Here is an 11632-nt window from a genome sequence, read left to right on the forward strand (position 1 = left end):
TGAGGCTCCGTTGGCGTTATTCGACTCAAAGGAGATGCTCGTGGAAGTGCTACGCGGACGTGCGGTAGTTGGTTCACAGGTATGGGACGACGCCGTTGTTGCTTGGGAATCCGAGCACTTAACCTATGTAGGCCCGCCGCGCCCCGGTGATCCAGATATCCGGCAGGCAGGATACATCCTTCCGGGGCTCATTGATCTGCACTGTCACGGCGGTGGAGGAGAGTCCTTTCCCGATGCCACCATGCGCGATGAGGTTGCAGCTGCGGCCATGTACCATCGCCAGAACGGCACAACCGTATTGAGTGCAGCAACCTCAACTATGGAGTTCGGGAGGATGGAGTTTGTTCTCGGGCTTCTGGCGCAGGCGTGCGAGGAGGATCTGATTGAGGGGATCGAGATCGAGGGCCCGTTCCTCTCGCGCGAACGCTGCGGATCCCAAAACGCGAACTATCTCTTGGCCCCTGACCCGGCGTGTGCAGAGCTGCTTTTGGATGCAGCGGGTGGGTATGCGTGGGCAATGGCCGTGGCCCCCGAGTTGGAGGGTGCGGCAGACCTTGTTGAGTGTCTAGCCCGAAGGGGCGTGCTTCCTGCATGGGCCCACACGAATGCAGATTCCACAATCGCGCGTCGAATGAATGATCTGGCCTGCACGCTCCTTGCGGATCATGGAAAAGCGCCATTGGATTACCCCGTTGTTGATCACCTCTTCAACGCGATGAGGGAGATGAACCATCGCGCACCCGGTCCCGTCATGGAATACATGGCAGCGGCCCGCCTGAATCGCGCTACGGTGGAGATCATCGCCGATGGCGTGCACGTCTCCAATGAATTGGTGCGCGATGTGGTGGAGATTCTTGGTCCCGATTCCATCGCGCTCGTCACTGATGCGATGGCCGCGGCCGGCATGCCTGATGGCACCTACGAGCTGGGCGGCTTGCTGGTACATGTGACGAACGGCGTTGCTCGGTTGCGCGGGGGAAACCTCGCCGGCGGAACGCGGTTCCTGATGGACATTGTGCGCAACGTGGTGGCCTATGGAGTGGACCTAGCCACCGCCGTTGAAATGGCAACTCGTACTCCGGCGCGCGTGCTTGGCAGAACGGACGTTGGTGAGCTGCGGGAGGGCATGCGTGCGGACGTGCTCCTGGTTTCGCCAGAGCTTGAGGTGGAGCGGGTGTACCGCCGGGGTCGGATCGTGGCCTGAGGCTCTCGGGTGAGAGCAATCTTCCACTCATGTGGTGGCGATGCTGAGCTAGCCTAGATGGGTGCGCCGTTCCAAGAAGTACTCCCGTCCCGTCCGCCCTCTCAATGAGAACGCGGCATTAGGAGGAGTCCACTTCGAAGAAGGTAGCGGCGGTACCCAATACAAGGTGCACCACATTCAATCCGGCAAGAAGGAATATGTGTGCCCTGGTTGCGGCGGGATCGTCGCGATCGGAGAGTCACACGAGGTGGCTTGGACCGAGGACACCATTTGGGGCGCCCAGTACGGCCAAGAGTCCCGGCGGCATTGGCATACTTCCTGTTGGAAGCATCGCGGCCGCCGGTGACCGTCAGCTAGTCCTGAGTGGGTTCTTCGGGAGCGCCCTCCGTACCGAAAGTGGCTTCCTCAGTGTTGTCGTCAGCGGGAACTCCGTTTTCGTCGGCGTCAGGCTGGTCGGTGCCAGCCTCGCTGGGTGCTTCCTCGGCATCGGCAGCCCCGACGATCGAGGAGAGCGTCAGGCCAGAATCGCTTCCCGAGAGAAGCGAACGCATGTCTTCAACGTAGGACGAGAGAGCGGCCCTCTGCTGCTCTAGGTGCGCAAGGTGCTCATCAGCTTCCGTTGTGCGTTCCTGAGCCTCAGCCTGGGCTTCAGTGCGGAGCCGGCGTGCATCCTCACGCGCTAGGGACAAGACGCGTTCGGCCTCGTCGCGAGCGGTGTTGAGCTGCTCTGCAGCGTCCTCTTGCGAGGATGCCGTCAGGGCCTCGGCCCGCTCAATCGCTTCGGCTAGGCGCTGTTCTGCGGCGTCTGCACGCTGGTCAGCATCGGCAATCATCTCATCGATCTTGCGGCGTGCCTCCTGATCCGAGGCGCTGAGTTCTTCTGCGGACTGCTTGCGCTTGGTGGAGATCTCACGATCGGCTTCGGCGCGAAGTGATGCCACTTCCTCATTCGCCTCGGACTTTATTTGCTGAACCTCGCGTTCGGCTTCGGCGCGGAGCCGAGCCACTTCTTCCTCGGCTTGGGTCCGTAGCTCCGCGATCTCTGCATCGGCTTTGGCCCGTAGTTCCTGAGATTCATTGGCGGCTTGTGAACGCAGCGATGATGCCTCGGACTTAGCCTCCATCAGGATCCTCTCTGCCTTTCGGGTGGCCGTTGCAACAGTTTCGTCCGCCGAAATCTGGGAGTTCTTGGTGAGGCTCGCAGCATCGGCCTCGGTGCTGGTGCGTAGCTTTTCAGTAACGCTATACGCGTTGGCAAGGGTGTCCTGAGCTTCGGCCTCGGCGGACTTGGTGAGCTCATCGGCACTGCGCTGGGCGCGGGTAATGATCGCCTTCGCGTCACCGTTTGCGCGGCTCATCACCTCGAGAGCTTGTTGCTCCGTTGAGCGCAGGAGGCGCTCAACGCGAGAACCGAGTGTGGCGTAGGACGGGCGGTCCTGTTCACGCAGGTGATCCTGTGCCTCGGCTAATTCACCTGAGAGCCGAAGAATCCGCGAGTCTAGCTCAGCAACTTGAGAGCGGGTTTCCTCCAAAGCACTTTCAAGTGAATAGACGCGCTGATCAACCTGAGCGCGATCGTATCCGCGGCGAACTAGCGGGAACTGAGGATTTTCATCCACCATGATGAGCCTTTCTCAGGGTGTTCGGGGCCGAACCCTTGTCCTGACCAGAATAGTAAAGTGAGAGCATCTTCCACATCTACCGTGACTGAGCTAACCGCGAAAACACAGCTATACACGGTATCGTTATGAAACCGTTATCTGGTTAAGTATATGAGCTCAGTCCGAGTACGTGATAGTAGAAGTTTAGAGCCAAGTAAGGCTCTCGGGCTAATGAGAGGGAAATGATGCGACGAATCGTCAGCGCCGCGCTGGCCACGTTTGGAATCATCGCCATGATTATTGGCGTTGGGTTCCTAACGTTCTGGGCACCCGATGGCAGCGTTCGGGCAACGGCGGAGGCACCGAACTCCACCTTCATCAAGACGGATCCGGGCGTTATTGATCTGGTTGGTGAGGATGTCTCAATTGCCCTTGAGGCCCCCGATGATTCAGAGGTTATCGTGGCCTTTGGTGCCGCCGATGACATTGATGCTTGGGCCGAGGGAACTGACGTTTCCACTGTCAGTGGCTTAGCCGATTGGGAAACCCTGAAGGTTGCCGGCCCAGATTCAGCGGCTACACCCGAAGCCACGCCCGCGCCTTCTGGTACGCCCACAGATGAAGACGCGGATCAAAATGCAGACGAACCTGAGTTCGCGGACGTTGATCCGGAGCTCTTGGCTACTTCGGACATGTGGCTCCAGGTGGAGCAGGGAGAGAAGAAGGTTGATCTCTCCTACCGCGTTGCCGATGCTGGTGCGATCTCGCTGCTGGCAACCACAACGAGTGGAGAGGCCCCAACCCTTACACTTACCTGGAACCGCGAGGTCGGCAACGATCTAGCGGTGCCGCTCATTGCGGTTGGTGCTCTTGTAACCCTCATTGGCATCCTGCTCTATGCTCTAGACGTTCAGGAGGCCCGCCGCCGCAGGCAACGCCGGGCCGCTCGGGAAGCGAAGTTCGCTGCCCGCGCCTCCCGTTCTTCTGCATCAACGAGCGTTCTGACAGCCGTAGAGGTTGACGAACTCTTGGCACAAAACGATGAGCTCGCGGGCGAGTCCCGCGACGTCCAAAGCGAGAAGACGGCCCGTGGGTTCGGTGCCGGAATCCTTCCCGTTAGCGAGCGTGCCGAAGAGTTCCGTAACCGTGAGCTGTCCGATGATGATCGGATCGTCCTGCCAGCTGAAGAAGACGAACTCGCGGAGGATACCGGTGAGGTAAGCCCTGGCGAGGGATCTGGCGAGTCAGCGGGGAGTGCCGACCGGCCCACGGAAGCGGCCGATGAAGAGTCCGAGGCCGTTGGGGAAGCAGAGAACTCCGACGAAGCTATCGAGAATGCTGAGGATGCGTCCGAGGAAGCAGATGAGGCGGCTGAGATGCCTGCCGAGGAATTTGGTGAAACAGAAGAAACTGCCGAACCGGTTGAATACTCAGATGATGACCAAGTTTCTGAGGACGGCGAAACAACAGACGGAACCGAAACGGACAGTGAGGAGAATAAGAATGCGTAAGTATGGTGGATTTGCCCTTCTTGCGGCAGCCTCTCTGGCCCTGTCTGGGTGCGCATCAGACGAGGCTTTGCCACAGCCGTCAGCGGCACCTGAAGCCGCACGTGCTGCCGTATCTACCGAATCATTTGAGGATATTCAAGAGGAGATCTTCGCGTCAGTCGCGGATGCTGATGCAGAGCTGGATGCGGATCTGCTTACGGACCGCGCGACCGGACCTTTTGCGACGATCCGAAAGGGCGAGTACAAGCTCAAGAATGTCCTTGCGGACAGCTATGGCTTGGAGAAGCTCTCAGCGTCACCGATTCAAACGGCTGTTTCCTCTGCTCAGAATTACCCGCATTCCGCGATCTCTGTGATGGAGGCCCCCAAGGGCTCCAATCTCCAGACGATCTCCGTTTTCCAGCAGCCTACTGCACGGGAGAATTGGAAGCTCTGGGGCGTACTGGACATTCTTCCAGGGGCCACATTCCCCGCGCTGTCACTCGAGGAAAGTAGCGCTAGCACGATCGCTCAGGATGAGGCTGATGGCCTTGTTGCTAGCCCATCGGGTGCTCTGGCCGGGTACGCGAAGGCCGCCCAAAGCGGTAAGAACCCGGACAACATGAAGTTCACCGACGATAAGTTGCGTGACACTTTGGCGAAGGGCAAAGAGAGCAACGCTGAAGCCATTGGGGATGCCGGAACGGTAGATATGGGCTTCAAGGTAGCCGATGTTGACCCGGTGTCCTTCGCAACGGATGATGGCGGTGCCCTCGTGGTGGGCCGATTGAACTTCACCACCAAGATCGAGGTTACTGAGGAGAATGCGACAGTCACCCTGGGTTCAACCATCGGGGCGCTTGCTAGCGGCGAAGCCGATGGCGAAATCGAGGTGAGCGGGACCCTGACAGCGAACTACACTGTCATGGTGGCAATCCATATACCGGCGGATGGCGCCGAGGATGAGGCCATAACTACCATTGGCGCCAGCGACCCGGTACTCATCAAGGTGAAGAACGGATAGTTTAATGACTCAGCCTCTGGCAAGCTCAATGTACGGAGCGGTAGACCTTTCGGGACTAGCACAGAGCGCCTCGCCCGCCCAAGCGGGGCCGGATGGCACGGTTCCCGGGCCGTATGTTCTGGACGTGAATCAGGATAATCTGCGCGGCGTACTGGAGACGTCAGGGCAACTGCCCGTTGTGCTTTCCTTCTACGCGGAGCAGTCAGAGGCATCCGTCAAACTCACTTCTCAGCTCGAGGCGCTGGCCGGGGAAGCCCGCGGCCATTTCCAGCTCGGCAAGGTTGATGTGGGTGCCAGCCCGGAGGTTGCTCAGGCATTCGGCCTGCAGGGAGTCCCGGCGGCTGTGGCGCTCATTCAAGGACAGCCCGTCCCGCTCTTCCAAGGTTCACCCGATGATAGCGAGATTGCGCCGCTCATCAATCGAGTACTCGAAACGGCCGCCCAGTATGGGATGACTGCGGTACTCAGCGGTGATGAAGAGCCAGAGGAGCCTGCGGCTCCAGCACGGCCGCCGCATCAGGCTGCGGGTTTCGACGCCGTAGACGCGGGCGATCTAGAGACGGCGAAGGCCGAATTTACTCAGGCGCTCAAGGATAATCCGGGCGATGAGGAATCTCAGAAGATGCTGGCGCAGGTAGAGCTGGTGGAGCGCGTGCGCGAAGTGACCGATCCTGTGGCACTCATGCAGCAGGCGCAAGCCGCCGGCCTTGACGATGTCCCCACCCAGCTTTCGGCCGCGGATGTTGAATGCTATAACCGTAGGCCCGAGGCCGCGTTTCAGAGGCTCATCGATGTTATCTCGGTGACCTCAGGTCAGGATCGCGAGACGGCACGCAAGCGCCTTCTGGAGCTCTTCGAGATTGTCGGCTCGGATAATCCTGCGGTTGGTCAGGCGCGCAAGGCGCTCGCGATGGCGCTCTTTTCCTAACACTGATCTTGATGCAAGGGCCTCCCGGCTAGGGGTTTACTACCCCGGCTCGGAGGCCCTTTACTTCACCTGGAGGCCAATTACTCAGCACGGGAAAGTTGCACGCGTGCCCCGAGTTTTCGAGTGGTAACCGGCGGTTACTTCGCGCATGACCCCGCAGCTACTTGGGGCAGGGCCCGGTCGATTTACGAACGATCAGTTCGGACTGGAAGGTGAGAGAGCGGGGAGATGTCCCGCTCCCATCGATCAGGCCGGAGATGGTGGAGAGCGCGGCCTCGCACATGGAGCGTACCGGCTGACGGAAGGTAGTTAGTGGTGGATTGGTGAATGCCATGAGCGGGGAATCGTCGTACCCGATGATCGAAATGTCCTCGGGTACGGACAACCCAGACGATTCGAAGTAGCGAATCGCGCCGAGCGCCATGATGTCGCTGCCACAAAGGATTGCCGTACAACCCATGTCGATGAGCTGGGCGGCGGCCGATTGGCCGCCCTCAACGGTGTAAAGCGTGTTGACGATGGGTGCGGGCTCACCCGGGTACAGGTTCTCCATGGCTTCGCTGAACCCGAGAGTCTTTTGCTGGGAGGGAATGAAGCGGTCAGGCCCCATAGCCAAGCCGACGTGGGTGTGGCCGAGCGATCCCAAGTGGCGCACTCCCTGGGCGATTGCCGCCGCATCATTCGGAGAGAAATCGGGAGCGGCAACATCGGGGCGGTTCCCGTTGAGGGTCACATACGGTATCCCGAGCTCCTCCAAGCGCTGGTAGCGATCTGCCGAGGCTTGGGTATCGGCGTGAAGACCGGACACAAAGATGATTCCGGCGGCATGCTGATCCACAAGCATCTGCACGTAGGAATCCTCGGTGATACCACCCGCCGTTTGCGTGCACAGCAGGGGAGTGTAGCCGGCGCCTGCCATCGTGGATTCGAGGTTCTGGGCGAAGATCGGGAAAATGGGGTTCGTCAGTTCTGGAACGATCATGCCGATAAGCCTGCTGGGACGCTGACGGAGGCGTTCTGGACGCTCATAGCCAAGCAAGTCCAACGCTGTCAGAACGGCCTTGCGAGTGGAAGGCGCAACAGTGTCCTTCCCGTTGAGCACGCGTGAGACCGTTGCCGTGGAGACACCAGCCTGCTGCGCCAAATCGGCGAGACGGATTCGATTCGTCATTGTTCCAACTCTTTGTCTCGATCAGTAAATGAGTAACCCACAATATATCGGGGCCGACTGGACGGCCCCTTGAAGCTAAGATATTGCACGGAACGGCTCCACAACAGCTGTGAGGCACCCCGTTGCTGCAAGAGTTTACATTAGTACAATACCTAGCGCCACTGCAGCGCCCGTCAATATTAGCTGATTTGCTAGAGCATCACGCCAAGTTCTCAATCTTGCCGCCACCTGTAGCTCACAGCACAATCTTGCAACTTCTTGCAAACTGTGATGTAACCAGCTAGTCTTACAGCAGGTTGCCGGTGCGTGGGAGCACATGCAAGCTACAACCATAATTAAACCTTTATTCTCAGGAGAAATATATGCGACGGGGCATTGCGCTCGCGGCCGTGGCAAGCATGGCCTTCACGCTGGCCGCTTGCGGTGGCAACGATGATTCAGGATCTACAGATTCAGCTACCGAGGGCGTTTCAGCCGCGCCCGCAGGGGATGGCAACCTCACCGTCTGGACGGATAGTAACCGCGAGCCAGCGCTGAAGGAAGCCGCCGCTGCCTATGAGGAAGAGACCGGCAACAAGGTAGAGCTGGTTGTTAAGGACTTTGACGGGATTCGCGCAGATTTCCTCTCGCAGGTCTCTAACGGAGAGGGCCCGGACATTACGGTGGGTGCTCACGACTGGCTCGGCGAATTCGCAGCCAACGGTGTGGTTTCCCCGATCGAGCTGGGTGATGGCGCAGCTGACTTCGCAGAAGTTTCCATCTCCGCCTTTACTTACGACGGTCAGGTTTACGGTCTGCCCTACGCCATTGAGAACACGGCCATTATCCGCAATACGGCTCTGGCCGATTCCACGCCGGAATCCTTCGATGACATGATCGCTATGGGTGAGGAAGCTGGAACGGACTACTCATTCCTAGTCCAGACCGGCGCTGAGGGCGATCCCTATACGTTCTACCCATTCCAGACCTCGTTCGGAGCTCCCGTATTTGAGCAGAATAGCGATGGCTCCTACACATCCGATCTTGCCCTCGGCGGTGAGAACGGTCAGGCCTACGCGCAGTGGCTGGCAGAGCAGGGCCAGGCTGGCGTTTTGGACACCGCGATTGATTACGATATTGCCGTGGATGCATTCAAGAACGGAGAGTCTCCCTACATTCTCGGTGGGCCGTGGATGATCGCAGACTTCGAGGATGCCGGAATTGACGTTGCAGTGGACCCGATCCCATCCGCTGGTGGGGAGACCGCGGTTCCATTCTCCGGTGTGCAGGGCTTCTACATGTCCTCCGCCTCGGATAACCAGCTCCTGGCATCCCAGTTCCTCATTGATTACGTGGGAACCAAGGACGTCCAGTTCTCCATCTACGAGACGGGTAACCGCCTCCCGGCTCTGACGGCCGCGGCTGAGGAGGCTTCGCAGGACGATGCAACCGCTGGCTTCGCCGAAGTTGCTGAAGTCGCGCAGCCGATGCCGTCCACCCCCGAGATGGGTGAGGTTTGGGCCTTCTGGGGTGTGACCGAAGCGCAGATCATCTCCGGTGATGCCTCTGACCCTGTTGCTGCGTGGGACAAGATGGTTGACGATATTCAGGCTGCAATCGACGCCTCGAACTAACGCAAGTAGGTGAAGTGACACTGGGCGTGTGACGGGGGACCGTCACACGCCCACCTGTTCGGAGGAAATATGGCAGGCAAGCACACAAGCGCTGAACCCAGCGCGAAAGCGCCACGCGTAGAACGCAAGGCCACTACGCCCCATGCACGGAGTTGGAGCGCCGGTTTCTTCGTCAAGCTGGTGCTCATGGCAGTTGTGAACGCACTGGGAATCTACGTTCTCATATCGGCGGCAACCGCTTCCCAGTGGGGAATCTTCGCTGCGATGCTCGCGCTGATTCTGGCAGCGGATTACGTGTACTTCTCCAAGCGCACGCTCGCCTTGAAGTACCTGATTCCCGGGCTTGCCTTCCTCCTAGTCTTCCAGATCTTCGTTATCGCCTACACCGGCTACGTGGCGTTCACGAACTACGGTGACCGCCACATGCTGACCAAGGAGGGAGCAACCGATGCACTCCTGCTGCGGTCAGTTGAACGCGTCCCTGATTCGCCGCAGTACCCTCTAGTTGTTGTTGAATCGGGCGATGATCTTGGGTTTGCCATCTTGGACAACGGCGTTATCCGCGCCGGCACAGAGACCCAGCCGCTTGAGGAGGTCGATGGCGTCGTCGTCGACAATAAAATAACGGAAGTCTCCGGCTACGACATTGTCAACCTCTCCGAACTCGGAACCCGTCAAAACGAGGTGACTGAACTCAGGGTGCCGCTCACGGACGATACGGAGGATGGTGCCATCGGAACTCAGACGGGCGGGACGGGCTTCGTTTTCCAAACCACAATGCATTACGACGAAGATCTGGACGCGCTTGTCTCGGATAAGACGGGTAAGGTCTACGTTGCGAACGGGGATACAGGTTTTTTTGAGGCCGACGACGGCGAGACCCTGACAACGGGCTGGCGCGTCAACGTAGGCTTCGATAACTTCAGTAAGGCATTCGCAGATCAGCGCTATTCCCAGCCATTCGTCAAGGTGTTGCTGTGGACCTTCGCGTTCGCCTTCCTCTCTGTGGCCACTACCTTCTTGCTCGGAATGTTCCTCGCACTCATCATGAACGACGAGCGCATGCGGGGGCGCAAGGTATACCGCACCTTCATGTTGCTGCCCTACGCCTTCCCAGCGTTCATGACGGCTTTCCTGTTCGCGGGCATGATGAATCCAAAATACGGCTTCATCAATCAAGTCCTGTTGGGAGGGGCAAACGTTCCATGGCTGACCGATCCGTGGCTGGCCAAATTCTCTGTGATCTTCGTGAACCTGTGGATGGGCTTCCCCTACATGTTCCTCATCTGCACGGGTGCCCTTCAGTCAATCTCTTCCGATCTTAACGAGGCAGCGGAGATCGATGGTGCCAGCGGATTTCAGGTATGGCGCTACATCACCATGCCGCAGTTGCTCACTCAGGTGACGCCGCTGCTCATCGCCTCTTTCGCCTTTAACTTCAACAACTTCAATCTCATCTACATGTTGACTCGCGGTGGGCCACGGTTCTCGGACGCCTCCGTGCCCGTTGGTGACACGGACATCCTCATTTCGATGGTGTACCAAATCTCCGGGCTCTCCGGGCAGGCTGCGAAGAATTACGGACTGGCCTCGGCCATGTCCATCCTGATCTTCCTCATCGTAGGCGCGATTTCGATGTACAGCTTCAGAAAGTCCAAGGCTATGGAAGGAGCACAGTGATGAGCGTTATTGAGCAGACTCCCCACGTTGAGGTTCCCCAAGCAGACGCGCGTGCGAACAAGATGCCCTTCGGACGCTGGTTCAAAGAGATCGGGTTCCGGCACGTCATTGGCGTGATCGCCATCATCTATTCCGTGTTCCCGATCCTCTACGTTATCTCGGCTGCGCTCAACCCTTCGGTTGGCACCACGCTGACAGCATCAAATTCGCTATTCTCAGAGATCTCGCTGGAGAATTTTGCTGAACTCGGGAATGAGACGCGGTTCTGGACGTGGTTCGGCAATAGCCTCCAGATTGGCATCATTACCTCGATCGGGACGGTCCTCATGGGCGCGGCTGCGGCCTACGCCTTCTCTCGTTTCCGCTTCAGCGGCCGCCGGGGCGGGCTGATGGCACTTATGGTGGTCCAGATGTTCCCGCAGCTTCTTGCCTTCGTTGCAATCTTCCTGCTGCTACTGGCACTGGGTGACGTTGTGCCAGCGCTCGGGCTGAACTCTAAGCTGGGCCTTATCTGCGTGTATCTGGGAGGTGCGCTGGGCGCCAACACCTTCCTCATGTATGGCACCTTCAACTCCATCCCGTTGGAGCTGGACGAGGCTGCCAAGATCGATGGAGCCTCCCACACTCAGATCTACTGGACCATCGTTCTTCCGCTAGTGACACCAATTCTGGCCGTTGTGGGCCTGCTCAGTTTCATCTCCGCGTTCAACGATTTCGTGTTGGCCAACACTGTACTGACCGGCTCTGAGAACTGGACCATGGCCATCGGCATGAACAGCTGGGTCGGTGGCATGGATAAGCACTGGGACTGGTTCACCGCCGGCGCCATCATTGCCGCTCTTCCGATCTTGCTGCTCTTCCTGTTCCTGCAGAAGTACATCGTGGCGGGGCTGACGGGTGGTTCCGTCAAGGGCTGACGGG

General features: G+C 58.8%; 10 protein-coding genes. 8 read left to right on the top strand and 2 right to left on the bottom strand.

Annotated elements, in window-relative coordinates; all coding sequences use genetic code 11:
* Nucleotides 1–40 precede the first annotated feature (40 nt).
* Entirely contained in the window at nt 41–1204 is a 1164-nt protein-coding gene (locus tag DD236_RS11780; protein WP_243410310.1) for an N-acetylglucosamine-6-phosphate deacetylase, read from the top strand.
* Nucleotides 1205–1265: 61 nt separating this feature from the next.
* A complete protein-coding gene (locus DD236_RS11785; protein WP_109094595.1) occupies nt 1266–1550 on the top strand; it encodes an ATP/GTP-binding protein in 285 nt (94 codons plus the stop codon).
* Nucleotides 1551–1557: 7 nt separating this feature from the next.
* Here DD236_RS11785 and DD236_RS11790 read toward each other — a convergent pair whose 3' ends face one another.
* On the bottom strand, nt 1558–2826 hold the full coding sequence (locus DD236_RS11790) for a cell division protein DivIVA (protein ID WP_207785813.1): 1269 nt from the start codon (nt 2824–2826) through the stop codon (nt 1558–1560).
* Nucleotides 2827–3047: 221 nt separating this feature from the next.
* Between DD236_RS11790 and DD236_RS11795 the strand changes: the two genes are divergently transcribed.
* The 3 genes from DD236_RS11795 to DD236_RS11805 are packed head-to-tail and all read left to right on the top strand — an operon-like array spanning nt 3048 to nt 6247.
* Complete coding sequence (locus tag DD236_RS11795; protein ID WP_109094596.1) at nt 3048–4316, top strand: hypothetical protein; 1269 nt, start codon at nt 3048–3050, stop codon at nt 4314–4316.
* Complete coding sequence (locus DD236_RS11800; protein ID WP_109094597.1) at nt 4309–5319, top strand: DUF8094 domain-containing protein; 1011 nt, start codon at nt 4309–4311, stop codon at nt 5317–5319. The genes DD236_RS11795 and DD236_RS11800 overlap by 8 nt, the downstream gene beginning before the upstream one ends.
* A gap of 4 nt (nt 5320–5323) precedes the next feature.
* A complete protein-coding gene (locus DD236_RS11805) occupies nt 5324–6247 on the top strand; it encodes a tetratricopeptide repeat protein (protein ID WP_109094598.1) in 924 nt (307 codons plus the stop codon).
* A gap of 160 nt (nt 6248–6407) precedes the next feature.
* On the opposite strand, the gene DD236_RS11810 is transcribed toward DD236_RS11805, so the two are convergent.
* Nucleotides 6408–7418, bottom strand: a complete 1011-nt coding sequence (locus DD236_RS11810) for a LacI family DNA-binding transcriptional regulator (protein ID WP_109094599.1) — start codon at nt 7416–7418, stop codon at nt 6408–6410.
* 362 nt (nt 7419–7780) lie between these two features.
* Here DD236_RS11810 and DD236_RS11815 point away from each other — a divergent pair, with 362 nt between their 5' ends.
* From DD236_RS11815 to DD236_RS11825, 3 genes are all read left to right on the top strand, one after another.
* On the top strand, nt 7781–9031 hold the full coding sequence (locus DD236_RS11815) for a sugar ABC transporter substrate-binding protein (protein WP_109094600.1): 1251 nt from the start codon (nt 7781–7783) through the stop codon (nt 9029–9031).
* A gap of 69 nt (nt 9032–9100) precedes the next feature.
* Entirely contained in the window at nt 9101–10711 is a 1611-nt protein-coding gene (locus DD236_RS11820; protein WP_109094601.1) for an ABC transporter permease subunit, read from the top strand.
* A complete protein-coding gene (locus tag DD236_RS11825) occupies nt 10711–11628 on the top strand; it encodes a sugar ABC transporter permease (RefSeq protein ID WP_109094602.1) in 918 nt (305 codons plus the stop codon). Before DD236_RS11820 ends, DD236_RS11825 begins: the two co-directional genes overlap by 1 nt.
* The last annotated feature ends 4 nt before the right edge of the window (nt 11629–11632 follow it).

The sequence above is a fragment of the Ancrocorticia populi genome, from assembly GCF_003123745.1.
Lineage (GTDB): Bacteria > Actinomycetota > Actinomycetes > Actinomycetales > Actinomycetaceae > Ancrocorticia > Ancrocorticia populi.

Bases quoted from the DNA above. Each gene is read 5' to 3' on its own strand.
- DD236_RS11825 (WP_109094602.1), top strand. From the start codon at position 10,711: ATGAGCGTTATTGAGCAGACTCCCCACGTTGAGGTTCCCCAAGCAGAC.
- DD236_RS11805 (WP_109094598.1), top strand. From the start codon at position 5,324: ATGACTCAGCCTCTGGCAAGCTCAATGTACGGAGCGGTAGACCTTTCG.
- DD236_RS11800 (WP_109094597.1), top strand. From the start codon at position 4,309: ATGCGTAAGTATGGTGGATTTGCCCTTCTTGCGGCAGCCTCTCTGGCC.
- DD236_RS11810 (WP_109094599.1), bottom strand. From the start codon at position 7,418: ATGACGAATCGAATCCGTCTCGCCGATTTGGCGCAGCAGGCTGGTGTC.
- DD236_RS11820 (WP_109094601.1), top strand. From the start codon at position 9,101: ATGGCAGGCAAGCACACAAGCGCTGAACCCAGCGCGAAAGCGCCACGC.
- DD236_RS11790 (WP_207785813.1), bottom strand. From the start codon at position 2,826: ATGGTGGATGAAAATCCTCAGTTCCCGCTAGTTCGCCGCGGATACGAT.
- DD236_RS11815 (WP_109094600.1), top strand. From the start codon at position 7,781: ATGCGACGGGGCATTGCGCTCGCGGCCGTGGCAAGCATGGCCTTCACG.
- DD236_RS11795 (WP_109094596.1), top strand. From the start codon at position 3,048: ATGATGCGACGAATCGTCAGCGCCGCGCTGGCCACGTTTGGAATCATC.